At 70.4% G+C, this 24,092-nt stretch carries 20 protein-coding genes; 11 read left to right on the plus strand and 9 right to left on the minus strand.

Annotation, left to right across the window (positions count from 1 at the left end; all coding sequences use genetic code 11):
- Positions 1-114: 114 nt before the first annotated feature.
- The gene (locus tag ACIA03_RS00645; RefSeq protein WP_396978271.1) at positions 115-1,356 is read right to left on the minus strand and encodes an acyl-CoA dehydrogenase family protein; all 1,242 of its coding nucleotides are present in this window, start codon (positions 1,354-1,356) and stop codon (positions 115-117) included.
- A gap of 143 nt (positions 1,357-1,499) precedes the next feature.
- Between ACIA03_RS00645 and ACIA03_RS00650 the strand changes: the two genes are divergently transcribed.
- Positions 1,500-2,414 (plus strand): LysR family transcriptional regulator, encoded by a 915-nt coding sequence (locus tag ACIA03_RS00650; RefSeq protein ID WP_396978273.1) that lies wholly within the window; start codon positions 1,500-1,502, stop codon positions 2,412-2,414.
- On the opposite strand, the gene hemE is transcribed toward ACIA03_RS00650, so the two are convergent.
- On the minus strand, positions 2,393-3,442 hold the full coding sequence (hemE, locus tag ACIA03_RS00655) for a uroporphyrinogen decarboxylase (protein WP_396978275.1): 1,050 nt from the start codon (positions 3,440-3,442) through the stop codon (positions 2,393-2,395). The two genes, ACIA03_RS00650 and hemE, sit on opposite strands and share 22 nt — an antisense overlap.
- A 70-nt stretch (positions 3,443-3,512) precedes the next feature.
- Here hemE and ACIA03_RS00660 point away from each other — a divergent pair, with 70 nt between their 5' ends.
- On the plus strand, positions 3,513-4,151 hold the full coding sequence (locus ACIA03_RS00660; protein WP_396978277.1) for a DUF3000 domain-containing protein: 639 nt from the start codon (positions 3,513-3,515) through the stop codon (positions 4,149-4,151).
- Positions 4,148-5,413 (plus strand): HRDC domain-containing protein, encoded by a 1,266-nt coding sequence (locus tag ACIA03_RS00665; protein WP_396978279.1) that lies wholly within the window; start codon positions 4,148-4,150, stop codon positions 5,411-5,413. Before ACIA03_RS00660 ends, ACIA03_RS00665 begins: the two co-directional genes overlap by 4 nt.
- A gap of 220 nt (positions 5,414-5,633) precedes the next feature.
- Here ACIA03_RS00665 and ACIA03_RS00670 read toward each other — a convergent pair whose 3' ends face one another.
- From ACIA03_RS00670 to hrpA, 4 genes are all read right to left on the minus strand, one after another.
- Positions 5,634-6,962: an ABC transporter substrate-binding protein gene (locus tag ACIA03_RS00670; RefSeq protein WP_396978281.1), complete on the minus strand. Its 1,329-nt coding sequence runs from the start codon at positions 6,960-6,962 to the stop codon at positions 5,634-5,636.
- A 178-nt stretch (positions 6,963-7,140) separates the two neighbouring features.
- Positions 7,141-7,551, minus strand: a complete 411-nt coding sequence (locus ACIA03_RS00675) for a type II toxin-antitoxin system PemK/MazF family toxin (protein WP_396978284.1) — start codon at positions 7,549-7,551, stop codon at positions 7,141-7,143.
- A gap of 214 nt (positions 7,552-7,765) precedes the next feature.
- Complete coding sequence (locus ACIA03_RS00680; protein ID WP_396978286.1) at positions 7,766-8,362, minus strand: hypothetical protein; 597 nt, start codon at positions 8,360-8,362, stop codon at positions 7,766-7,768.
- 112 nt (positions 8,363-8,474) lie between these two features.
- Complete coding sequence (hrpA, locus tag ACIA03_RS00685; RefSeq protein WP_396978288.1) at positions 8,475-12,338, minus strand: ATP-dependent RNA helicase HrpA; 3,864 nt, start codon at positions 12,336-12,338, stop codon at positions 8,475-8,477.
- A 167-nt stretch (positions 12,339-12,505) separates the two neighbouring features.
- Here hrpA and ACIA03_RS00690 point away from each other — a divergent pair, with 167 nt between their 5' ends.
- From ACIA03_RS00690 to ACIA03_RS00710, 5 genes are all read left to right on the plus strand, one after another.
- Positions 12,506-13,510 (plus strand): alpha/beta hydrolase, encoded by a 1,005-nt coding sequence (locus ACIA03_RS00690; protein WP_396978290.1) that lies wholly within the window; start codon positions 12,506-12,508, stop codon positions 13,508-13,510.
- A 51-nt stretch (positions 13,511-13,561) separates the two neighbouring features.
- Complete coding sequence (locus tag ACIA03_RS00695; protein WP_396978292.1) at positions 13,562-14,590, plus strand: helix-turn-helix domain-containing protein; 1,029 nt, start codon at positions 13,562-13,564, stop codon at positions 14,588-14,590.
- A gap of 34 nt (positions 14,591-14,624) precedes the next feature.
- Positions 14,625-14,816, plus strand: coding sequence for a hypothetical protein (locus ACIA03_RS00700; protein WP_396978294.1), 192 nt, complete (start codon positions 14,625-14,627; stop codon positions 14,814-14,816).
- A gap of 69 nt (positions 14,817-14,885) precedes the next feature.
- Complete coding sequence (locus ACIA03_RS00705) at positions 14,886-16,190, plus strand: citrate synthase (RefSeq protein ID WP_396978296.1); 1,305 nt, start codon at positions 14,886-14,888, stop codon at positions 16,188-16,190.
- Between the two features lie 11 nt (positions 16,191-16,201).
- A complete protein-coding gene (locus ACIA03_RS00710; protein ID WP_396978298.1) occupies positions 16,202-16,825 on the plus strand; it encodes an HAD-IA family hydrolase in 624 nt (207 codons plus the stop codon).
- A gap of 158 nt (positions 16,826-16,983) precedes the next feature.
- On the opposite strand, the gene ACIA03_RS00715 is transcribed toward ACIA03_RS00710, so the two are convergent.
- Positions 16,984-18,225: an MFS transporter gene (locus ACIA03_RS00715; protein WP_396978300.1), complete on the minus strand. Its 1,242-nt coding sequence runs from the start codon at positions 18,223-18,225 to the stop codon at positions 16,984-16,986.
- A gap of 70 nt (positions 18,226-18,295) precedes the next feature.
- On the opposite strand from ACIA03_RS00715, the gene ACIA03_RS00720 reads away from it, so the two are divergent.
- The 3 genes from ACIA03_RS00720 (at position 18,296) to ACIA03_RS00730 (ending at position 21,162) form a co-directional block, all read left to right on the plus strand.
- Complete coding sequence (locus ACIA03_RS00720; RefSeq protein WP_396978302.1) at positions 18,296-18,835, plus strand: MarR family winged helix-turn-helix transcriptional regulator; 540 nt, start codon at positions 18,296-18,298, stop codon at positions 18,833-18,835.
- A 78-nt stretch (positions 18,836-18,913) separates the two neighbouring features.
- The gene (locus tag ACIA03_RS00725; protein WP_396978304.1) at positions 18,914-19,819 is read left to right on the plus strand and encodes a TIGR03621 family F420-dependent LLM class oxidoreductase; all 906 of its coding nucleotides are present in this window, start codon (positions 18,914-18,916) and stop codon (positions 19,817-19,819) included.
- Between the two features lie 68 nt (positions 19,820-19,887).
- Entirely contained in the window at positions 19,888-21,162 is a 1,275-nt protein-coding gene (locus ACIA03_RS00730) for a S1C family serine protease (RefSeq protein WP_396978306.1), read from the plus strand.
- Positions 21,163-21,274: 112 nt separating this feature from the next.
- Here ACIA03_RS00730 and ACIA03_RS00735 read toward each other — a convergent pair whose 3' ends face one another.
- On the minus strand, positions 21,275-22,297 hold the full coding sequence (locus tag ACIA03_RS00735; RefSeq protein WP_396978308.1) for a GNAT family N-acetyltransferase: 1,023 nt from the start codon (positions 22,295-22,297) through the stop codon (positions 21,275-21,277).
- Positions 22,294-23,991 (minus strand): ABC-F family ATP-binding cassette domain-containing protein, encoded by a 1,698-nt coding sequence (locus tag ACIA03_RS00740; protein ID WP_396978310.1) that lies wholly within the window; start codon positions 23,989-23,991, stop codon positions 22,294-22,296. The genes ACIA03_RS00735 and ACIA03_RS00740 overlap by 4 nt, the downstream gene beginning before the upstream one ends.
- Between the last annotated feature and the right edge of the window lie 101 nt (positions 23,992-24,092).

Below are 24,092 nucleotides of genomic sequence, written 5' to 3' on the forward strand. Positions count from 1 at the left end.
GAAGGACGGGACCGGATCTTCCGATGTGGACCACCGGAAGACCCGATCCCGTGATAGGCACCGCCTATCAGGCGGCGCGGGGGCGAGAGGCCCTGCAGATCACCGAGGGCCGGCTCACGTGTACCAGGTCGGCGCGGGAATCTCCCCGAGCAGCGCATAGCGCCCGACCTCGGCCCGCTTGTGCGCCACCGGGTCGTGCAGCGAGTGGGTGCGGATGTTGCGCCAGAAGATGTCCAGGCCGACCTTGTTGGAGGTCGCCCGGGCACCCGTGAGGTCGTAGACCTTGGTGCCGATCTCGAGGCCGGCGTCGATCGCGACCTGCTTGGCCGCCGCGATCACGACCGCGGCCTCGCCACGCTCCTGCTCGGTGACCTCGTCGGCATGCGCGTTGATCGCCTCGATCAGGCCCGCCGCCCGCTCGGCCAGCGCCTGGGCCGCCCACAGCTTCGAGGTCAGGTCGCCGTACGTCTCCTGGATGTAGAACTCCTCGCTGCCCTTCTCCTTGACATCACCGGCGTAGGGCCAGGCGCGGGTCGTGTCGCGGGTGTAGGTCGCGGCGGTCGTCAGCGCACCCTCGGCGATGCCGAGGTAGAAGTTGGTGAAGATCAGCTGGATGATCGGCACGTTGAGCGTGTTGTAGACCCGCGGGACGAACTCGTACGTCCCGTCCTCCTGCTTCACATAGCCGGCCGCCGACTCCCACGGGACGCGTACGCCGTTGATCTCGACAGCGCCGGACTCGGTGAGCCGCTGACCGAGGTTGTCCCAGTCGCCGGCGAAGACGATGGCCTCCTGCTGGGTCGGGACGATCGCGAAGACATGCTTCTCGGTGTCTTCGATGACACCTTCGAGAACGGTCAGGTCAGAGATCCGCCCGCCGGTCGAGAACGACTTGCGGCCGGTGAAGACGAGCTCGTCGCCCTCGATCCTGATCACCAGGTCGTCGTCGCGCGGGTTGACCGCGCCGCCGAAGAAGAAGTTGTTCTCGGTGTAGAGCTGCTCGACGGCGGCGATCTGCTCCGGCGAGCCGACCAGCCGCGCCGCCCAGGCCCAGAGGTAGTGGTAGCCGAGCAGCTGCCCGATCGAGCCGTCGCCCGCGGCGACCGCCCGGACCACGCGCAGCGCGGTCGTCCAGTCCTGACCGGCGCCGCCGTGCTCGACCGGACCGAGCAGGGTGACCAGGCCGCTCTCCTTGAGCAGGTTCACCTCGTACGTCGGGACCTGGTTGGCCCGGTCGCGGGCGACCGCGTCCACGGAGAGGCGGGTGGCCACCTCGCGTGCCCGGTCGACCCAGCCCTCGGGAGTGGTGGGTGCCGCATCGAAATCCACGGCCTTGCGTACTGCCTCGGTGGTCATCGCGCCCTCTCAGTCTTGCGTCGTGGAACCTTGCATCCTTAGTCGACTAAGTTAGTAGAGAATGAGCGAGTGGGCGCCGGATGGACACCAGCGATCACCGATCACCCGCTCGGGATGACCGATCACCTCTCCAAGGGAGTGACATGAGGATCGAGCAGCTGGAGTACATCGCGGCCGTGACGCAGCACGGCTCGCTGCGCCGCGCGAGCGAGCAGCTCCACATCTCCCAGCCGGCCCTGAGCGAGGCGATCACCAAGCTCGAGCGCGAGCTCGGCGTGACCTTGCTCGACCGGCGCCGGGCCGGCGCCCGGATCAGCCGCGAGGGCCAGGACCTGCTGCACTCCATGTCCGACGTGCTCGAGGCCGTCGCCCGGCTGCGCCTGGCCGCGGGCGACCAGCACGCCGGGATCAGCTCGGTCCGGGTCGGCACCGTCCACGCCGGCACCTCGACGGTGCTGCTCCCGACCCTGCGGAGGTTCGGCGACAGGCACCCACGCACGAGCGTCGAGGTGCGCACCATGGTGCAGGAGGACATCTACGTCGCCCTGGCCGAAGGCACGATCGACATCGGTCTGGTCAACCTTCTCGACGGCGACGACCTACCACCGACGGTCGAGGGCACCATGCTTCTCCACGGGCGGCCGATCGTGGTCCTGCCCGCCGGCCATGCGCTCACCTCTCGCGAGGAGATCACCGTCGAGGAGCTCCGCGAGGAGCCGTTCGTCGGCATGCGCTCGGGCTACCTGATGTACCGCTTCGCGCACCGCGTCTTCGGTCGCGAGCTCCCCCACCACTGGCACGCCACCGACGGCGCCGAGATGGGCAAGATGATGGTCGGCGAGGGCCTCGGGCTCACCCTCCTGCCCGACTACAGCGTCGTCGGCGACCCGCGCGAGACGGGCGGGCACATCACCGTACGTCCCCTCGCCGGGGACCGCTCCCGGGTGACGATGGTCGCGGTGCAACGACACAACGCGCGTACGACATCGGGGGCGCGCAGCCTGCTCGACCTGCTCGCCGAGGTGGCCGCCCGCTCTCAGCCCTCGGTGGGCTCGTAGCTCTGCACGAACTCCGTCAGCCGGGCGAGCTGGTCGGGGTCGGTGCTCGGGATGACGCCGTGGCCGAGGTTGAAGACGTGGCCCTTGGCCCGCCGCCCGGTCTCGATGATCTTCCCGGCCTGCTCCAGCATGACCTCGGTGGGCGCGAAGACGAGGGCGGGGTCGAGGTTGCCCTGGACGCCGAAGCCGTCGCCGAGCTGGTCTATCGCCCAGTCCAACGGGGTGCGCCAGTCGACGCCGACGACCTCGGCACCTGCGCTGCCCATCAGCGGGAGGAGCATGGCGGAGTTGACGCCGAAGTGGATCCGCGGGACACCGAGCTCGCCGATCCGGGACATCACCTCGGCGGAGTGGGGCAGCACGTGACGCTCGTAGTCGGCGGGCGTGCAGGCACCGGCCCAGGAGTCGAAGAGCTGCACCGCGGATGCACCCGCACGGACCTGGACCTCGAGGAACGCGGCGGAGATCCCGGCGATCTTGCGCATCAGGGCCTCCCACACGTCGGGAGCGCCGAACATGAGCGCCTTGGTCTTGGCGTACTCCTTCGAGGGGCCGCCCTCGACCAGGTAGGAGGCGACGGTGAACGGGGCGCCGGCGAAGCCGATCAGCGGGGTGCCGCCGTTGATGCCTCCGAGCTCGCCGACCAGGGTCTGTACGGCCTCGGTGATGTAGGGGACGTGCTCCGGGGTCAGGTCCGGGATCGCCTCGACGTCGGCCATGGTGCGTACGGGGTCGGCGACCACGGGGCCCACACCGGGCTTGATCTCGAGGTCGACCCCGACCGCCTTCAGCGGCAGCACGATGTCGGAGAAGAAGATGGCCGCGTCGACCCCGTAGCGGCGTACGGGCTGGAGGGTGATCTCGGTGATCAGCTCGGCGTTCTGGCAGGACTCGAGCATGCCGATGCCCTCGCGCACCTTCAGGTACTCGGGCAGAGAGCGGCCGGCCTGACGCATGAACCACACCGGCGTACGGCTCGGCTTTTCTCCTGCGAGGGCCTGCAGGAACGGGGAGGATGCGAGTGCCACCTGGCAATGGTCCCATCCGGTGCGGCGTGTACGCACATCGCGAATCGTGCAGAAGACATACGCTGTTCACATGGTCGTCCGTGGAGAGTCGCGTCCCGCCGCGGGGCCGGAGAGCGGTCCTGCCGTGTTCCGGTCCGCCGCGGCCGGAATGCGCGCCGCGACCTTCCGGCCCGAGGTGCTCGCCGAGGAGATGCCAGCGCCGCAACGGATCGCTCCGTACGCCGCGGCCCTGTCGGCCGATGTGACCGTCGGCGACGTCGACGTGGCCACCGGACGGCTGATCCTGCTGCACGACCCGGACGGCAACGACGCCTGGGGCACGGTGCACGGACTGCCCGGAACGTTCCGGCTGGTGGCGTACGCCCGGGCCGACATCGACGTCGAGCACATCAGCGACCCGCTGCTGGGCGAGGTCGGCTGGTCCTGGCTGCTCGACGCCCTGTCCGGTCACGGCGCCTCGCACGTCGCGGCGGCCGGCACCGTGACCCGAGTGGCGACCGAGTCCTATGGCGGGATGGCCGACGAGGACGGCACCGCCCAGATCGAGATCCGCGCCTCCTGGACACCGGTGGGGACTGCCTCGGGCGACCTGGACCTGCGACCGCACACCGAGGCGTGGGGCGAGCTGCTCTGCACGGCCGCGGGACTTCCTCCGGTGCCGGAGGGCGTCACCGTCATACCGAGCCGGCGAGGGCAGCGAGGCGCGTGATCGAAGAGAACACCGAGGCCGCGACGGGGCCGGACACACCTGAAGATGCTGCTCCGGCGCCACTGCTGACCCTGCGCGACGGGCTGCCTCCGGTGACCGACACCGACGAGGGCCTGGCCAAGGCCGCCGCGGCCATCGCCGCCGGGACCGGGCCGGTGGGCATCGACGCCGAGCGCGCCTCGGGCTACCGCTACTCCAACCGCGCCTACCTGATCCAGCTGCGCCGCGAAGGCTCCGGGATCTGGCTGATCGACCCGATCGAGCTGACCACCATGCAGCCGCTGGTCGAGGCGCTCGAGGGCACCGAGTGGATCCTGCACGCCGCCACCCAGGACCTCCCCTGCCTCAGCGACCTCGGCCTGCACCCTTCGGCTCTGTTCGACACCGAGCTCGCGGGCCGGCTGCTCGGCTACCCGCGGGTCGGGCTCGGCACCCTGGTCGAGACGGTGCTGGGCTTCACCATGCTCAAAGAGCACTCCGCGGCCGACTGGTCCACCCGACCGCTGCCGGACGCCTGGCTCGAATACGCGGCGCTGGACGTCGAGGTGCTCGTCGAGCTGCGCGACGCGCTGGCCGACGAGCTCGTCGCCGCGGGGAAGGACACCTGGGCCCGCCAGGAGTTCGACTGGCTGCGCGGCTTCGAGGCGCCGGTGCGTACGGATGCCTGGCGGCGCACCTCCGGCATGCACCGCGTCCGCGGCCGCCGCGGTCTCGCCGCGGTGCGTGAGCTCTGGACCGAGCGCGACCGGATCGCGCAGCAGCGTGACGTCACCCCGAGCCGGATCATCCCCGACGCCGCGATCGTGGCCGCCGCGCAGGACCTTCCTCAGGACAAGGCCGCACTGCTCGGGCTGAAGGGGTTCCACGGCCGCGGTGCCGAGCGCTACGCGACCTCGTGGGTCAAGGCGCTCAACCGCGCGGTCACGATGGACGAGGACGAGCTTCCGGTGCGTTCGCCGCGCGCCGATGGTCCTCCCCCGCCGCGCGCGTGGGCCGACAAGGACCCCGCCGCCGCACGTCGGCTCACGCTGGCTCGCGAGTCCGTCAACGCGCTCGCCGAGGCCCGCAACCTGCCCGCCGAGAACCTGCTCACCCCCGACTTCCTGCGCCGCGCCATGTGGACACCCCCGGAGACCCGCGACCCCGGCGCCCTCCTCGACGGCATCATCGAGATCCTCTCCGGCTTCGGCGCCCGCGGCTGGCAGATCGCCCTCACCGCCCCCCTCCTCACCGACGCCGTCCTGCACGCAGAGACGAACTGAGCGAGGTCGAGCGGCGAGCTTGCTCATCCGCTCGCGCCGAGCGAGGGAGTGACCGCGCGAAGCGCGGATATCGAGTCCTGATCCCGGACCCAAAGCCTGCCGAGGCGTCAGCCCCGTCGGCCGAGGCGTCACTCGCGTCGGCCGAGGTGGCACCGTCGTGACGCCTCGGCCGACCGTAGTGACCTCTCGGCCGACGTACGCGACGCCTCGGCTGGGGTGCCTAGGAGCTGGGTGAGGTGGAGGGGGACGGGGAGTTCGACGGGGTGAGCTGGGGGAAGACGGTCTTGGAAAGCTCGTCGATCTGGACCGCGAAGTCCTCGACCTGGTCGGGCTCGGTGGCCGCGAACGAGCCGCGGACGGCGACGGCGGCGACCTTCTGGAGCTGAGCGAGCTGGGTGGCCTCGGGGAGGACCTGCATGTCGCGCACGGTGTCGGTGAAGATGCGGGCGTTCTTGGGATTGCGCTCGGGCTGGGTGAAGACCGGGGCGTAGCCGACCTCGGAGTTGACCGGCACGAAGTGGCCGGTGCGGACCATCTTCACGACCGACTCGGTCGAGATGAGGTAGGTGAGGAAGTCGGCGGTGGCGTCGGGATCGGCGGCCTCCGAGCCCATGCAGAGGCCGGCGTAGTCACCGGTGGTGCCGTTGCCGCCCGGCATCGGCATCACGTCCCACTCCATCCCCTCGGTCGCCCGAAGGTCTGAGACCAGCGAGCGGTCGCCGGCCAGCGCGACCAGGCGGCCCTCCTTGAAGGCCTGGAACGGAGTGCGGCCGTGGAGGTCCTTCGGGGTGGCCAGCACGTTGGGCTTGGTGAGCGTCTCGACCAGGTCCTCGTAGGCGCCGGCCGAGTCCTCCAGCGCGGTGGTCGTCGGGGCCAGCGGGTCGTCGAAGAGGGTCGCACCGGCACCGGCGAGCCAGGGCAGGAGCGCGGAGAGGTTCTGCTCGACGTAGGTGCCCCGGACACCCTTGTGATGCTCGGTGGCGTAGGTCATCACCGAGCCGAACTGCTCGAGCGTCCAGCCGCGCAGCGAGCCGTCGGCGCGGACGGTGGGCGTGGGCAGGCCCTCGTCCTTCATGGCGTCGAAGTCGATCAGCCCGGTGTTGACGTAGACCACCTGCGGCGAGACGGAGTAGGGCATGCACTCGAGTCGGCGCTCGACGGAGAAGTCCTCCATCGCCTCGCGGGAGTACTTGTCGCCGAAGTCGACGTTGCGGGCCTCGAGCAGGGTGTCGACCGGCTGGATCCGCTTGTCCTCGGCGAACATGCCGACATCGGCACGCGGAGTGAGCACCACGTCGACCTTCTCGCCGCTGCTGACCGCCGCGGCGAGCTGGTCAGCGGTCGGCCAGGACTTCACCTCGACGGTGACGTTGGGGACCTGCTGGGTGTATTCGGCGGCCAGCTGCTTGTAGGTGTCGACCAGCGTCTTGTGGCCGGAGACCCCGAAGACGAGCTTCACCTTCGCCGGCGCCTTCGTCGCGGTGCTCGGCGAGGGCTTCGAGGCCGGATCACCGCCGCAGGCGGCGAGGGACGCCGAGAGAACCGTCACCAGAAGCGCCGTTGCCAACCGCGTGCGCCGCACCATTTCCTCCATCTCAACACCAGGACCGGGTCTGTGATCGAACCACAGACCCGGTTTACCAGCGATTCACTTTACGATACGTACCTGGACGCTTCCTGAGAAAGCACAGCCTGAGAAGGCGGTCAGGGCTGCCTCCGGGCGGGCCTCAGGCGAGGTGATCGCGTGCGGCCTTGATCACATCCTCGAAGATCTCCTTCGCCAGCACATCGCCCTCACGGCGTATGTCTGCGGGATCCATCCGGATCAGCCGGTCCAGGCGCACCTCGGAGGGCCGGCCCTGGCGGTCCCAGCCGCCGGTGCCGACATCCATCCAGTGCCGGCCGTGCCGGGCCTCCTGGGCCTCGTCGCGGTCATGGTCCTTGCTGGTCAGCATCAGGCAGAGGAGTACGCCGGCCCTCTGCCCGATCACGAGCACCGGCCGGTCCTTGCCCTGGGTCTCGTCGTCCTCGTAGGGAACCCAGCCCCACACGACCTCGCCCGGGTCGGCGTTGCCGTCGCCGATCTCGGGATCGTAGGAGATGGCGCCCTCGCGCGGTGCGGGCTGGGTGTCGGTCACTTCGGCTCCTCGGTCGGTGGCTGCGTGGCCGCCCGCCCCGAGGAACATCGAAAAAGTAGATGAACACGCCGGACCGGGAGCGCCTCACGGCGCAAGGCCGCTCGTAGCGGCTGAAGTTGGGACCCGGGGCTGCCGCAGCCCGACGTGTTCGGGCACCAGTGTAACGGTGCCGCCAACCTCTGCCGCATCAAAGCGAACAGGAGGCTACAGCACCTCAGATCAGCCGGTGATCCAACTCGGCATGTCCCGCGGCCTCCAGTTGCTCGGAGAGCTGCAGCATGTTGCGTACGTCCTTGGCGGCCGCATCCGGGTCCAGGGCCGCCCGCCCGGCGGCGATGACGCGGGCGAAGGCCGCGGCGCGGAGGAGCACCACGGCGAAGTCGCTGCCGGCGATGCCGCGCAGCACCTCGTCGACCATCGCCTTGAGCTCCTCCGGCCCCGGAGGGTCCGCGACGCCGGCCACGACCTGCGCGACCTGGGCCTTCGCCCGCCCGGCCTCGAACTCCCGCGCGGCACCGACCGGGTCGGCGTAGACCCAGCTGCGGAGCAGGTAGAGCCGCCACAGGCAGCCGGCCAGCGACTCGGCCGGTGAGTTCGACCAGACCTCTGCGATCGTCTCGATGCCCTCGGACTCGGCCAGGTGGAGGATCCGCTCGGCGACCGCCGGATCCTCGCTCTCCCGCGCGCCGCGCACGAGCGCGGTCGCCGCCGCGTCGGCCGCCTCCTGCACCAGCGCAGGGTCGTTGCCCCCGAGGAGGGAGTCGAAGAAGCCGTCCCCGGGACGTATCGGCGAATGAAACTCTCTGGGCATCAGATCGAGGGTAGCGGGCAGCGCCCCCGTGTAACACGTCGTTCGTAGGACTACTCGCCCTATCGGATAGGGCGAGTAGTCCTACGAACGACGTGTTACACCGCTGCAGCGCTCAGCCGAGCAGCTTGCGGATCCGCGCGTCCGAGACCTTCTCGGCGGTGCCGAGATGCTGGGCCCAGAGCTGGACGCGGTATTCCTCGAGCATCCACCGCACCTGCCGCAGCCGCGGCCCGGGCGGCCGGCCCTCGGCCAGCGCCTCGACCTGGTGCAGGTAGGCGTCCTGGAGGGATGCGATCCGGTCGTGGGTCGCGCGGTCGGCGCGCAGGTCGGCGTCGAGCTTGCGGCGACGCTCGACGATGGCCCTCAGATAGGTCGGATAGCGCCTGATCTGCTGAGCGCCCGCCTCGGCGACGAACCCGCGGTGCACCAGCCGCGCGAGCTGGTCCTTCATGTCGGTCAGTGCGGGGAGCTGGAACATGTCGGCCCGGCCGGAGAGGGCCTTGTCGGTCTCACGGTAGGCCTCGAGCGCCCGCATCACGTCGGCCAGGACGGCACGGACGGCCGAGACCAGGTCGGCCGGCGTGCCCGCGGCGGCCAGCACCGCCTCGTACGCCTCGAGCGTCCGCGGCGACGGACGGGCATCGACCAGCTGGCGGACGACGGCGGCGCGGCAGTCCTCGACGAGCTCGGCGGCGCTGGGATAGGGCGACCCGGCCAGCGCGAGCTTCTCCATGGTGGAGAGCCCGTCGACGACCTGCTTGCCGACGTCCGGCAGGGCCAGGAGCAGCAGCCGGACGACACCGAGGCGGTGGCGCGCTTCAGCCTCCTCGGCGGAGCCGGCGACGACGAGACCGACCGTGGTGCCCTCGTCGGAGAGGCACGGGAAGACGGTGACCTCATGACCGGCACGCTTCTCGGTGACCGTGGTGGCGATGTCACCGAAGACCCAGCTCGTCTCGCCGGTGCGGGTGTGACCGGCCGACGCCGCGACCTCGGCGATGGCCGCCTTGAACTCGCCCTCGAGCGGCGCCTTGAGCGCGTCGAGGTCCTTGCCCTTCGCGGTCTCCTTGCCGTCCTCGCCGACGACCCGGTAGGTCGGCCGCAGGTGCTCGGGCACCTTGGCCCAGTCCCACGCCTCGCGCGGGATGTGCACGCCCGCGGTCGAGCGCGCCCAGCGCTCCAGCGCGGTCAGCAGCGGCTCCTCCCCCGGCGGCGTCTCCTTCAGGAAGGCACGCGCCTTGTCGGGAGCGGGCACGAAGCTGACCCGCAGCTGCTTGGGCAGCGACCGGATCAGTGCGGTCACCAGCTCCTCACGCAGCCCCGGCACCAGCCAGGAGAAGTCGTCGGCACCGACGCGGTTCAGCGTCGCGACCGGGACATCGATCGTCAGCCCGTCGTCGGCCGCACCCGGCTCGAACTGGTAGCTCAGGTCGAAGGTCAGCGGGCCTGCGTCCCACGAGGCCGGGAAGTCGCTCTCGGTCACCTCGCCGGCGGCGTCGTTGGTGAGCATCGAGAGGTCGAAGGTGAGCAGGTCGGGACTCTCGCGGCGCGCGGTCTTCCACCACTGGTCGAAGTGTGCGCCGGACACGATGTCCGCCGGCAGCCGGCGGTCGTAGAAGTCGAAGAGCGCGTGCTCGTCGACGACGATGTCGCGGCGCCGGGCGCGGTGCTCGAGCTCCTCGGCCTCCTCCATCAGCTTCGCGTTGTCGCGGAGGAAGCGGTGATTCGTACGCCACTCCCCATAGACCAGCGCATGCCGGATGAAGAGCTCACGGGAGAGATCGGGGTCGATCTTGCCGAAGGCGACAGGGCGGTCGGCGACCAGCGGCACACCGTAGAGGGTGACCTTCTCGCGCGCCATCACGGAGGCGCGCTTCTGGGACCAATGCGGCTCGGAGTAGGTGCGTTTGACCAGGTCACGCCCGAGTCGCTCGGCCCATTCGGGCTTGATCGAGGCGTTCTGCCGGGCCCAGAGCCGCGAGGTCTCGACGAGCTCCGCCGACATCACGAACTGCGGGTTCTTCCGGTGCAGCGCCGAGCCGGGGAAGATCGCGAACTTCGTCCCGCGGGCGCCTTCGTACTCCCGCGGGCCGGGCCGGCGCCGGTCGCGTCCGGCGGCCGCGTCGGCCTTCTTGTCCCGCTCCTCCAGCGCTCCGATGTGCGAGAGCAGCCCGGAGAGGAGCGCCTGGTGGATGCCGTCGGCGTCGTAGGCGGCTTTGTCTTCTCCCTCGTCGTGACCGACCTCGCGGTGTCCCTTGCCGAGGTCGATCTTCATCTCCCGGCACACCTGCCGCAGCTGCGACTCCAGGTCCTGCCACTCCCGGACGCGTACGTAGTGCAGGAACTCCCGCTTGCACAGCCGCCGGAACGCCGAGGACGAGAGCTCGTGCTGCTGCTCCTTCAGATAGCGCCACAGGTTGAGCCAGGCGAGGAAGTCGGAGGTCTCGTCCTTGAACCGCGCGTGCAGCTGGTCGGCCTGCGCCTGCTCCTTGGGGTGGTCCTGCCCCGGCCGCTCCCGCGGATCCTGGAGCGAGAGCGCGGCCGCGACGACGATGACGTCGCGTACGCACCCGAGCCGCTCGGCCTCGAGCACCATCCGCGCCAGCCGCGGGTCGATCGGCAGCCTGGCCAGTCGCCGGCCCAGCTTCGTCAGCCGCTGCCCGCGCATCGCGCCGAGCTCCTCCAGCAGCTGTACGCCGGCGGTGATGTTGCGCCGGTCCGGCGCCTCCACGAACGGGAACCGGGCGATGTCACCCAGCCCGAGGGAGGCCATCTGCAGGATGACCGAGGCCAGGTTGGTGCGCAGGATCTCCGGGTCGGTGAACTCGGGTCGCCCGAGGTAGTCCTCCTCGGAGTAGAGCCGGATCGCGATGCCCGCCTCGACCCGCCCCGTACGTCCCGACCGCTGGTTCGCGGAGGCCTGCGAGATCGGCTCGATGGGCAGCCGCTGGACCTTGGTGCGTGCCGAGTAGCGCGAGATGCGGGCGACGCCGGTGTCGACGACGTACTTGATCCCGGGGACCGTCAGCGAGGTCTCGGCGACGTTGGTCGCGAGCACGATCCGGCGGCCGGTGTGGGGCGAGAAGACGCGGTGCTGGTCGGCGGCCGACAACCGCGAGAACAACGGGACGATCTCGACAAGACCGGTCGACGGACGTCCACGGTTGAGCCCCAGCGCATCGCCGAGAGCGTCGGCGGCGTCCCGGATCTCCCGCTCGCCCGGCAGGAAGACGAGCACGTCGCCCGGCCCCTCGGCGGAGAGCTCCTTGACCGCGTCGACGATGGCCTCGGTCTGGTCGCGGACGACGACCTCGCCCTCTTCGTCCTCCTCGGAGAGCTCCATCAGCGGCCGGTAGCGGACCTCGACCGGATAGGTGCGACCGGAGACCTCGATGATCGGCGCCGGCTCACCCGTCCTCACGTCGGAGAAGTGGGCCGCGAACCGCTCCGGGTCGATCGTCGCCGAGGTGATGATCAGCTTCAGGTCCGGACGGCGCGGCAGCAGCCGACGCAGATAGCCCAGCAGGAAGTCGATGTTGAGCGACCGCTCGTGGGCCTCGTCGATGATGATCGTGTCGTAGCGGCGCAGGTCGCGGTCGCGTTGCAGCTCGGCGAGCAGGATGCCGTCGGTCATCAGCTTGATCCGGCTCGCGGCGGACGACTTGTCGGTGAACCGCACCTGATAACCGACGAGATCCCCGAGCGAGGTGCCGAGTTCGGAGGCGATCCGCTCCGCCACCGACCGCGCCGCGATCCGCCGGGGCTGGGTGTGCCCGATGATCCCGTTCGAGCCCCGGCCCATCTCCAGGCAGATCTTGGGCAGCTGCGTCGTCTTCCCCGACCCCGTCTCACCGGCGACGATCACGACCTGGTGGTCACGGATGGCCGCGGCGATGTCCTCGCGGCGCTGGGTGACCGGAAGCTCGGCAGGGTAGGTGATCGCCACGGAGACGGCGGCAGGCAGGTCGGTGGACATGAGGTCACCCATTCTCCCCCGGCGTACCCCTCGACCGCACATCGGTTTATCTCCCGCCCCCGCCCGCCAGATGGCGGGAGCGGTCGATGTGATTCCCGCCACAGGCCGGGTTCCGTGGACGATGGTCGCGGAGCAGGCTGGGACCACCCAGCGACGAAGGAGTGGCCATGACCGAGACGACCACCAGCGAGATCTTCCCCGACACCCCCATCCGGCCGCCGTTCGATCCCGAGCTCGTGCCGGTGCTCGACGCGGTGCGCCAGGCCCTCCCGACGTTCTCCGCGGAGACGCTGGAGGCGATGCGGCAGCAGACCGCCGAGGGCTTCCCCGGGATGGACCCGGTCGACCTGACCGTCGGCGGCGCGGTCCGGGTCGAGGAGCGGCAGGTCCCCGGCCCTGAGGGTGACCCGGACATCACGCTGCTGATCCTCCGGCCCGCGGCGGACGGCGCCGCGCTCCCGGCGATCTACCACACCCACGGCGGCGGGATGGTGGTCGGCGACCGCCGGTTCGGCGTGGAGACCTTCCTGTCGCAGGTGGCCGACGGCAGCGCCGTGGTGGTGTCGGTCGAGTACCGCCTCGCCCCCGAGCACCCGGACCCGGCTCCCGTGGAGGACTGCTACGCCGGTCTCGTCTGGACCGCGAAGAACGCCGCGGAGCTCGGCATCGACCCCGAGCGCATCATGATCGCCGGAGCCAGCGCCGGCGGAGGCCTCGCCGCCGGCACGGCCCTGCTCGCCCGCGACCGGGCCTTCCCGAAGCTGAGCCACCAGATCCTCATCTGCCCGATGCTCGACGACCGCCTCGAGACCCACAGCAGCCGGATGCTGGACGAGGAGGGGGTCTGGGACCGCAACTCCAACCTTTTCGGCTGGACGGCGCTGCTCGGCGATCGCCGCGGCGGCCCGGACGTCTCGCCGTACGCCGCACCGGCCCGCGCCGAGGACCTCACCGGCCTCCCGCGCACCTACATCGACACCGGCTCGGCGGAGTCGTTCCGCGACGAGACGCTGACCTACGCACGGCGGCTGTCCGAGGCCGGCGTCAGCGTCGACCTCCACATGTGGGGCGGCGGGTTCCACGGGTTCGACCTCATGGCCGGGCACACGGCGCTCTCCCGCGCCTCGGTCGCGACCCGCGACGAGTTCGTCCGCAGGGCCCTCGAGCGCTGATCCACTGGCCTGCTCGCCTCTGGTGGGCGAGAGTAGGCCAGGGAGGTCCAGGTGCGAGATCTGATCGGCAAGCTCGAGGTGGTCGACGACGACGCGGCCAGTGCGCTGCGCGTCATCGACCACTTCGACCGTCTCGTGGACGAGGGGTCGTCGACGGCCGCGGTCGTGCGCGCGGCGGCGGCGCTGGCCGGTTCCACCGCGGGTCTGCACGACGCCGCGCGCGGCGTCGTCAAGCGCTTCGCGGCCGACGGCCGCACCCTGACCGGCGAGACCGAGGGCGACTGGCACCACGAGCCGGTCCCCGGCCAGCCCGGCTCCTGGCTCTGGCTCGAGCGCACGGGCGAGGACGGCCCGCTCGACGCGCTCATCCTCGAGCGCGCCGCCCGTGCCCTGCAGGCGCTCGGCACGGGCTCCCCGAGCCCCTCGGCCGGCGGACTGGTCAGGATCGCGTGCGACCCCGACGCGACCGATGCCGACCGGCAGGACGCGGTCGCACAGCTCGGCCTGACCGGCCCCGTCACGGTCGTGCTGAGCCCCTCCGCCAACCTGCGGGCGACGCTGATCAGCACGGTCGGCGCCCTGGTCGTCGCCCTCCTTCCCGGCACACCGACGATCCCGGAGGGCATCCGGGCGGGGGCCGCGACCGCCCCCGACCCGCGGGCCCTGCCGACCGCGCTGGAGCAGGCGCGGACAGCCCTCCGGCTGGCCGCCGACGTCGGCGGACTCGCGCCCGCGGTGGTCCGCTACGAGGACCTCGGTGCGCTGGCCGTCATCGCCGAGCGGATCAGCGCCGACGAGGCGGCGGGGGTTGGTGACGTACGACGTCTCGACGAGCTGCTCGCCGGGCATCCCTGGGTCGTGGAGACCCTGCACGCGGTGCTGGACCAGCCGAGCCTGAGGCAGTCGGCCGCGCTGCTCCATGTGCACCACTCGACGCTGCAGGAACGGCTGACCTGGCTGAGCGGCCAGCTCGGCTACTCGCCCGTCAAGGGCCGAGGACGGCAGCGCGCGGCGGTCGCGGTGCTGCTGTGGCGTGTGACACACGGCACCGACCCGGAGATCGTCGCGGAGTCGCACTAGTCCGGCTTGGCCCGGGCACCTAGATTATGTGCCCATGACAGGGGAGCCGAGCGAGACCGAGGTCCAGGAGGCGCTGCGTGCGCTCCGCGGAGAGGACGAGACCCAGGACGGGCGGTCGGTGCAGACCGTTCTCGACCTTCATCGGCTGCGCGACGCGCTGACCCGGTTCGGCGACGACGAGCCGTCCGGCGACACGAAACCGGCGCGGGACAAGTTCCGACTCTGAGTCGAAATCGGCCAATGGGTGGGACGCCGAGTTACGTAGGGGATTTCAAGAGGGTTACCGTTGCTGATCGTGACCGAATCTCTAACAGTGCGTGACAACCGCACCGGGGTGGAGTACGACATCCCGATCACCGACGGCACCATCCGCGCCGCCGACCTGGGGAAGATCAAGGCCGCGGACCCGGCTAACGACGAAGAGGGGCCCGGCCTGGCGGTCTATGACCCCGGTTTCGTCAACACCGCTTCATGCCGATCTTCCGTCACCTATATCGATGGTGACAAGGGAATCCTCGAATATCGGGGCTATCCCATCGAGCAGCTCGCGGAGCACTCCAACTTCCTCGAGGTCTCCTACCTCCTGGTCCACGGCGCGCTGCCGACCAAGGAGGAGTACGACGCGTGGGTGCACGAGATCACCTACCACACGTTCGTGCACGAGAACATCAAGGAGTTCATGCAGGGCTTCCGCTATGACGCCCACCCGATGGGCATGCTCATGGCGTCGGTCGGTGCGATGTCGACGTTCTACCCGGACGCGGCGAACATCTCCGATCCCGACAACCGTCGCCTGCAGATCATCCGGCTGATCGCCAAGATGCCGACCCTCGGCGCCTGGGCGTTCCGGCACGCGCAGGGCAAGCCCTACGTCTACCCCGACAACGACCTGTCCTACACCGGCAACTTCCTCTCGATGCTCTTCAAGATGAGCGAGTCGAAGTACGCCGCCGACGAGCGCATCGAGAAGGCGCTCGACACCCTCTTCATCCTGCACGCGGACCACGAGCAGAACGCCTCCGCCAACGCGGTCCGTAGCGTCGGCTCGACCCAGGTCGACCCCTACTCCTCGGTGGCCGCCGGCGTCGGTGCCCTCTTCGGCCCGCTCCACGGCGGCGCCAACGAGGCCGTGCTGCGGATGCTGCGCCGCATCGGCAAGGTGGAGAACATCCCCGCCTTCATCGACGGCGTCAAGGCCGGCAACGAGCGGCTGATGGGCTTCGGCCACCGGGTCTACAAGAACTACGACCCGCGGGCGAAGCTGATCAAGCAGCAGGCCTACAACGTGTTCGAGGTGACCGGCACCAACCCGCTCCTCGACATCGCCCAGGAGCTGGAGAAGATCGCGCTCGAGGACGAATACTTCGTCAAGCGCAAGCTCTACCCCAACGTCGACTTCTACTCCGGCCTGATCTACGAGGCCCTGGAGTTCCCGCCGGAGATGTTCACCGTGCTGTTCGCCATCGGGCGTACGCCGGGCTGGCTCTCCCAGTGGCTGGAGCTCGTCCAGGACAAGGAGCAGAAGATCGCCCGTCCGAAGCAGATCTACACCGGCGAGCGCGGACTCAACTTCGTCCCGCGCGACGTGCGCTGGGCGTGACGCTCCCCGACATGCCGACCCCGTCCACCCCTGTGGTGGATGGGGTCGTCTGGGACTTCGGCAATGTCCTGATCCGCTGGGACCCGCTCCCGGCGATCGCGGCCGGGGTCGGTGACGCCGACGCCCGCACGTTCATGGCGACCTACGACTTCGGGTCGTGGAACCACGCCCAGGACGCCGGCCGCAGCTGGACCCAGGCGCTCACGGTGCTCGAGGAGGAGGCGCCCGAGTGGGTCGCGGCGGGAGCGGCGTACGTCGACAACTTCCCGCTCTCCCTGCTGGGCCCGGTCCCCGGCACCCATGAGCTGGTCCGCGAGCTCGCCGCGGCCGAGTTCCCGCAGCTCGGACTGACCAACTGGTCGGCCGAGCTCTATCCGCATGCTCCGGCGACGTACGACGTGATCGGGCTGCTCAGCGACGTCGTCGTCTCCGGCGAGGTGAGCCTGGCCAAGCCGGACCCGGCCATCTACCGGCTGGTCGCCGAGCGCGCCGGGACGCCGCTGGAACGGCTGGCGTTCATCGACGACAGCGTCGCCAACGTGGCCGCCGCCGCGGCTCTCGGCATGCACGCGATCCACTTCACCGGGGCCGACCAGCTCCGCAGGGATCTGGTCGGGCTCGGCCTCCCGGTCTAGGCCGTGTCTCTCAAAGACACGGCGGCCGCGAGCGGCGTTTCGGGCCGATCTGGCAAGGCGTCCGCTGCGAAAGCATCCTGGTGGCTGTCGAGCGGCGGCAACGCAGCCAGATCGGATGCGAAACGTCGCGTAGCGGGCGTGGATTTGAGAGACACGGCCTAGGAGGCGGCCTGGTCGGGCGCGCGCTCGAGGCGGCGTACGCCCGCGAAGGAGATCGACATCAGGGCGCTGCCGGAGATCACCGCGGCGACCACGAACAGCCAGGTGTCGAAGCCCACCGCGACAGCGACCGGGCCGACGAGCGCGAGCCCGATGGGGCGGGCGACGAACGAGCCGACGATGTCGAAGGAGTAGACCCGGGAGAGCTTCTCCTCGGGGATCTCCTGCTGGATCGCGATCTGCCAGAAGATGTCGAAGACCTGCAGCCCGAAGCCGTGCAGGAACGCGCCGAGGAGGATCGGCCAGAGCGTGTCCGAGACCGCCATCGCGATCGGGAAGAGGCCGGTCATCGCGAGGAAGCAGACGCCGACCGAGAGCAGACGGCGCGGACGGAATCGTAGGCAGAACAGGCCGCCGGCGAAGAAGCCGGCCATCAGCGCGGCGAGCGCGAAGCCCCACGAGGCCCGGCCGATGCCCTCGCCCACGACGATGGGACCGAGCACGCTGTGGGCGCCGGACCAGAACAGGTGGTAGAGCAGCGCCTGCAGGATCAGGAACCACAGCCACGAGTGGCGCATCACCTCGCGGAAGCCCTCGGCGAGATCGCCGAGCATCGAGGCCTTGTGGGGTGGGCGCTCATGGGGCACCCGCATGCCGGCGTAGGCGAGGGCGGCGATGGCGAAGGTGAGCGCGTCGACCGTGATCGCCCACCCGGGGCCGACCGCCGCGACGAGCACACCACCGAGCGCGTAGCCGATGGTCGACGCGGTGGTCTGGAGCAGTGACCGGAGCGAGACGGCAGCACCGAGGTCCTCCGCGGGCACGACCACCTTGGTCATCGCCATCGCCGAGGGCTGGTTGAGCGCGGCGACGACGCCCGCGAGGCCACCCATCACCGCGATCGACGGGATCGTCGCGACCCCGAGGATGATCGTCGCCGCCAGCGACCCGATCACGACGGCGCTGATCGCCGCCGTGCCCTCCATCATCACCTTGCGCGAGACCCGGTCGCCGAGCACTCCCCCGGCCAGGGTGGTCGCCACCTGACAGGCCGCGAACACGGCCTCGACGAGGCCGAGCTGCGTCGCGGTGCCACCCAGGTCGAGCACGGCGAACGCCAGCGCGACCGGGGTGATCGCGTTGCCCAGCGACGAGGACGCCGTCCCGGTCACGAGCCGACGGAAGTTGCGGTGCCTCAGCGGTGAGCGACGCCCGGTCGGCGGCTCGGTCGTGACAGTCATACGAGGAAGGTACTTCGCTGGCGAACTATTCGCCAGCGAATTATCAGTCGGCGAAAGGTAGGATCGAATCATGGCCGAGCTGCAACCCGTTGAGATGTCCGGCGACGACCCCCAGGAGGACGGTGCCGACCGTCACGTGGCCAGGTGGCGCGACCACTGGATCGACATCGACTTCGACGACGAGATCGAGGCGATCACGGTGCGGATCGGATCGATCGCGAAGTTCTTCAACGATGCCCGCGCAGCCGCGGCGAGCGAGGTCGGGCTCGCCGACTTCGAATACAAGACGCTCCACATGCTGATGATCCGCGACACCCCCGGCCACGCCTCGCCCACCGACCTGGCGAAGGACCTCGACATCAGTCCGGCCGGGATGACGGGACGGCTCGACAGCATGGAGAAGGCCGGGTGGGTGCGGCGTACGGCATCGGTGGAGGACCGGCGCAAGATCAGCATCGAGGCGACGAAGGCCGGCATCGAGATCTGGCGGCGGGCGATGGACCTGCGCGGTGAGGCCGAGACCAGGCTGCTGCAGACGCTGAGCCCGGAGCGGCGTACGGAGCTCGCGGCGCTGCTCAAGCAGGTGACCCTGCAGATCGAGGCGGAGTAGGCGGCTGCGCAGATCTGCGTACGCTGCGGTCGCCGTCGAGCGGATCCGCTCGCGTCCCATCAGGTCGAGCCTGGAGGCATGACCACCACACCTGAGACCAGACCCTTCCGCTTCGGCGTCGTCGCCGCCCAGACCGCTACGGGCGCCGCGTGGAGCGACCTCGCCCGCCGCGTCGAGAGCGCGGGTTACGACACGCTCGTCATGCCGGACAACGTGTCCTTCGGCCATGCCGTCTTCCCCGCCCTGGCGGCCGCGGCGGCCGTGACCACGAGGCTGCGGGTGGGGACGTACGTCCTGGCCAACGACTTCCGCCACCCCGTCCAGGTCGCCAAGGAGGCGGCCACGCTCTCGGTGCTCTCGGGCGGCCGCTTCGAGCTCGGCCTGGGCGCCGGACGCCCCGACTCGGAGCGGGAGAACGCGATGCTGGGGCTGGGCTTCGACCGGCCCGGCGTACGCGTCGAGCGGCTCGTGGAGTCGATCCGCCTGATCAAGCGGCTCCTCGCCGGCGAGACCGTCACCGTCGACGGCCCCCACCACCGGGCCGTCGAAGCCTCGGTTCTCCCCTACGGGACCGCCCCGCAGCAGGTGCCGATCCTCGTCGCCGGCGGCGGTCCGCGGATGCTGCGGATCGCGGGCGAGCATGCCGACATCGCCGCCCTCGGTGTCCCCTTCCACGCCGAGGAGCCGGCCGTGCGTGCCGCCGTCGACCACGTACGCTCCGCCGACCGCCCCGATGCCGGCGCCCCCGAGCTCAACATGAACCTGATGGCGGTCGGCGATGTCGTCCCGCGCTACCTGGCCGGCCGCCTCGATCCCGCCGCGCTGGCCGCTCAGGGCGCCGTCGGTGTCGTCAGCGGCTCGCCTGCGGAGATGGCCGACCAGCTCCGCGAGCGTAGGGAGCGGCTGGGCATCTCCTACCTCCTGGTCGGCGACGAGCTGATGGAGGCGTTCGCCCCGGTCGTCGGCCTCCTCGCCGGATCCTGAGCCATCTCTTCGCGACCGCATAGCGCTGTCTCAGCCGGTTCACAGGGACGCTGGCCAGACTCGAAGACATGACCGAACTCCCTCCTCAGCAGCCGAGTGGGACCCCGCCGCAGTGGACTCCCCCGGCTCCTCCCGCCGGCCCCACTCAGCCTCCCGCCGGCCCGTTCGCGCCCTCGCCGGCGCAGACCTCTGTCATGCCGCCGGTGCCCGGCACCCCGGGCGCACCTACCAAGAAGCGGGCCGCGGGCCGCACCGGTCTGGTCGCCGCGGTCCTCGCCGGGGCTCTGGTCGCCGGTGGCGCGGCCGGTGTCGGCGGCGCGGCGATCTACGGCGCCCTCGACGGTGACGGCAGCCCCGGCGGGGCGAACACCCCGGCCACCTCGCAGGTCGTCGACGCGAAGGCCCCCGAGGGCAGCATCGAGAAGGTCTCGGCCAAGGTGCTCCCCTCCGTGGTGAAGATCGAAGTCACCTCTCAGCAGGGCTCCGGCTCGGGATCGGGGGTCGTCCTCTCCTCCGACGGCACGATCCTGACCAACAACCACGTGGTCGAGCTGGCCGCCAACGGCGGCACCGTGAGGGTCGACTTCAACGACGGTACGTCCGTCCCCGCCGAGGTCCTCGGCACCGACCCGCTCACCGACACCGCCGTGATCAAGGCGAAGGGCGTGAGCGGCCTGACCCCGATCACGATCGGCAAGTCCGCCAACCTCACCGTCGGCCAGAGCGTCGTGGCGATCGGCTCGCCGTTCGGGCTCGACTCCACGGTGACCACCGGCATCGTGAGCGCGCTCGACCGTCCGGTCAACGTCGGTGTCGACCAGAACGGCGCCGCGACCGTCTACCCCGCGGTGCAGACCGACGCGGCGATCAACCCGGGCAACTCGGGTGGCGCGCTCGTCGACCTCAACGGCAACCTCGTCGGCATCAACGCCTCGATCCGCTCCGGCGGCGGCGCGACCAGCGAGGACGCCGGCTCGATCGGGATCGGGTTCGCCATCCCGATCGACGAGATCTACCCCATCGTCCAGCAGCTCGAGAAGGGCGAGCAGGCCACCCACGCGCAGTTCGGGATCTCCGTCTCGGACGCCCCCGCGGGCCAGAACGGCCAGACCTCCGTCACCGGCGCTCAGGTCCAGGAGGTCAGCTCGGGCAGCACCGCCGAGAAGGCCGGTCTGGAGAAGGGCGACATCATCACCAAGGTCGACGACCACGTCATCACCGGGTCGGACTCCCTCGTGGCGACCGTCCGCTCCTACCGGCCCAGCGACAAGGTCGAGGTCACCTGGTCCCGCAACGGCGAGGAGAAGACCGCGACGGTCACGCTGGACTCCGACGCCTCCTGATCTCCCCGCGTGACGCTGGGGTCCGCAGGGCCTCAGCGTCGCGGGGTGCCAACACGGTGCCAACACCACAGCGCCTCATCCCCGTCGCTGACCGGGGATGAGGCGCTCGTGGTCAGGAGACCTGCTTCTGGATGCTGCACAACCACTCGACCGGCTCGAAGCCCATCGCCTCGTTGACCTGGATCATGTGGGCGTTGACCTCGGCGTTGTACGTCGTCAGGGTCGGCACCTCGGGGCGTTCGGACTGGAGCAGCCTGAGGTTGGCGACCTTCACCGCCAGCCCGAGCCGATGACCCCGGTGGGCCGCCTCGACCAGCGTGCCCCACTGGTAGCTGTTGCCGTCCAGGCTCGAGTAGCCGATCACCGTGTAGGCCACCACCTTGCCGGCGGCGTCGAGTGCCACCGAGTGGTAGAGAGTCCGCTGCTGGGCCGCGACCAGCTCCTCGGTCTCGCGCACCCGCGCCACGTCGGGCTCGAGCGCCTCGACGTCGAGGTCGCCGGTCGGCGCCTCGGTCTCCAGGCTGGCGTCGAGCACCGCCCAGCTCTCCACGATGTCGTCGGGCACCCGGCCGGCCCAGGAGCGCAGCGTGTAGCCACCGTGGCGTTCGGCGGCCTGCGCCGCCAGCCGGTCGAGGACGTCGTCCGCGACCGGGAGCCTCAGCAAGCGGCGTACCTCCACCAGGGCGGGCGCATAGCCCCGGGCGATCCCGAAGTCGCGACCCGGCGAACCCTCGCCGCCGGAGCCGAGCGACCAGGGCCACCAGACCTCACCGGTCAACGACGTACGTCCCTGGGCGCGCGTCTCCGCCTCGACATGGTCGAGCAGGCTGGTGCCGTGGCCCTGCCGCCGGTGGCCGGGCAGCACGGCGACGACGATGGTCGCCCGGTGGAGGTTGTCGAGCAGCGGCATCGCCACCCAGGCGGCGGCAACCGCCTCCCCGCCGACGCGCCCGAGATAGGCACGGCGGTCGGTCTTCTCGCTCCGCTGCTGCAGCTCGACGCGCTGCTCCTCACGGGCCCACAGGTCCGCGTCGGGGCCGCGTACGTCCAGCCAGGACGCGGTCATCACGTCGAACCAGGCGTCGAAGGCGTCGTCGTCGAACGGGTCGACCCGCTCGATCGCCAGGTCGCTCATCGTGACCTCTCCACTCTCGTCTCGTCCCAGACCGGCTCCGGGGACTCGTAGACATCGCCGTTGGCGCCGTAGACCAGGAACCGGTCGAAGCCGCGGGCGAACCAGCGGTCGTGGGTGACCGCGACGACGGTGCCCTCGAAGGATTCCAGCCCCGCCTCGAGCGCCTCGGCGGACTGGACGTCGAGGTTGTCGGTCGGCTCGTCGAGCAGCAGCAACGTGGCCCCGGAAAGCTCGAGCAGAAGGATCTGGAAGCGCGCCTGCTGCCCGCCCGAGAGCGAGTCGAAGGTCTGCTCCGCGGCGTGCGCGAGCTCGTAGCGGTCGAGCACGCGTGAGGCGGCCTCGCGCCCCATGCCCGTGCGTCCTCGCCCGTCAGGCGTGGCCTCACCGCGGTGCAGGATGTCGAGCAACGTACGCCCCACCAGCTCCGGATGGGCATGGGTCTGCACGAACCAGCCCGGCCGCACGCGGGCGCCGAGCTTGGCCTTCCCACGGTGGCGGACCGGCTCGATGGGGGTGTCCTCGACCGGGCGGTGCTCCACGTCCGGGTCGGTGCCGCCGCGGGCGAGCAGCCGCAGGAAGTGGGACTTGCCTGAGCCGTTGGAGCCGAGCACGGCGACCCGCTCGCCGTACCAGACCTCCAGGTCGAACGGGCTCATCAGTCCGGTGAGCTCGAGCGCCTCGCACACCACCGCCCGCTTGCCGGTGCGCCCGCCGCGCAGCCGCATCTGCACCGCCTGCTCCCGTGGCTGCTCGACCGGCGGCCCGGCCTCCTCGAACTTCCGCAGCCGTGTCTGCGCCGCCTTGTACTGGCTGGACATCCCGTCGTTGTACTCCGACTTGACCTTCAGCCGCAGGACCAGCGCCTTGATCTTGGCGTGCTCCTCGTCCCAGCGACGGCGCTGCTCCTCGAACCGCAGGAACCGGTCCTTGCGGGCCTCGTGGTAGGAGGCGAACCCACCAGGATGCGTCCACGTGCTGTTGCCGGCGCCGGACGCACCGAGCTCGACCGTGACCACCCTGGTCGCGGTGTTGCCCAGCAGCTCGCGGTCGTGGCTGACGTAGAGAATCGTCTTCGGGGACTCCCGGATGCGCTGCTCCAGCCAGATCTTTCCGGGCACGTCGAGGAAGTTGTCCGGCTCGTCGAGCAACAGCACCTCGTCGGGGCCGCGCAGCAGGTATTCGAGCACCAGCCGCTTCTGCTCACCGCCGGACAGGGTGTCCAGGGAGCGGTAGCGGGCGCGGTCGTAGGGCACCCCGAGGCCGGCCATGGTGCACACGTCCCACACGACCTCGATGTCGTAGCCGCCGGCGTCGGCGTACTCGGCCAGGGCGGTGGCGTAGCGCATCTGCAGCCGCTCGTCCTCCGATGACATCAGCTCCAGCTCGCAGGCCTCCACGGCGGCCGTCGCCTCGCGCACCCGCGCGGGCGCCACCGAGAGCAGCAGCTCCCCCACCGTCGACGACCCGCGGCCCACCATCTGCCGCATCACCCCGAGACCGCCCGAGCGCACCACCGACCCGGCCGTGGGGGTCAGCTCCCCGGTGACGATCCGCAGCAGCGTCGTCTTCCCGGCGCCGTTGGCGCCGACGAGGGCGACCTTCGCGCCTTCTCCCACCCGGAAGGAGACGTCGTCGAGCAGCACCCGTCCGTCCGGCAGCTGGAACCGCACTCCAGCAACGTCCACATGTCCCACAGCCCTCCAGTCTGGCACCCGTGTCGAATGGTTATTCCCGGTCGCATCCGACAGATCGGTCCCATCAGTAGAACGTGACGCTCGACACATTTTGGCGATTA

Origin of the sequence: Nocardioides sp. NPDC051685, assembly GCF_044453405.1 — a bacterium.
Lineage (GTDB): Bacteria > Actinomycetota > Actinomycetes > Propionibacteriales > Nocardioidaceae > Nocardioides.

Coding starts and splice junctions, on each gene's coding strand:
- ACIA03_RS00690 (WP_396978290.1), top strand. CDS start 12,506: ATGACCGAGACGACCACCAGCGAGATCTTCCCCGACACCCCCATCCGG.
- ACIA03_RS00680 (WP_396978286.1), bottom strand. CDS start 8,362: ATGCCCAGAGAGTTTCATTCGCCGATACGTCCCGGGGACGGCTTCTTC.
- hrpA (WP_396978288.1), bottom strand. CDS start 12,338: ATGTCCACCGACCTGCCTGCCGCCGTCTCCGTGGCGATCACCTACCCT.
- ACIA03_RS00710 (WP_396978298.1), top strand. CDS start 16,202: ATGCCGACCCCGTCCACCCCTGTGGTGGATGGGGTCGTCTGGGACTTC.
- ACIA03_RS00715 (WP_396978300.1), bottom strand. CDS start 18,225: ATGACTGTCACGACCGAGCCGCCGACCGGGCGTCGCTCACCGCTGAGG.
- ACIA03_RS00700 (WP_396978294.1), top strand. CDS start 14,625: ATGACAGGGGAGCCGAGCGAGACCGAGGTCCAGGAGGCGCTGCGTGCG.
- ACIA03_RS00645 (WP_396978271.1), bottom strand. CDS start 1,356: ATGACCACCGAGGCAGTACGCAAGGCCGTGGATTTCGATGCGGCACCC.
- ACIA03_RS00735 (WP_396978308.1), bottom strand. CDS start 22,297: ATGAGCGACCTGGCGATCGAGCGGGTCGACCCGTTCGACGACGACGCC.
- ACIA03_RS00730 (WP_396978306.1), top strand. CDS start 19,888: ATGACCGAACTCCCTCCTCAGCAGCCGAGTGGGACCCCGCCGCAGTGG.
- ACIA03_RS00725 (WP_396978304.1), top strand. CDS start 18,914: ATGACCACCACACCTGAGACCAGACCCTTCCGCTTCGGCGTCGTCGCC.
- ACIA03_RS00660 (WP_396978277.1), top strand. CDS start 3,513: ATGGTCGTCCGTGGAGAGTCGCGTCCCGCCGCGGGGCCGGAGAGCGGT.
- ACIA03_RS00650 (WP_396978273.1), top strand. CDS start 1,500: ATGAGGATCGAGCAGCTGGAGTACATCGCGGCCGTGACGCAGCACGGC.
- ACIA03_RS00720 (WP_396978302.1), top strand. CDS start 18,296: ATGGCCGAGCTGCAACCCGTTGAGATGTCCGGCGACGACCCCCAGGAG.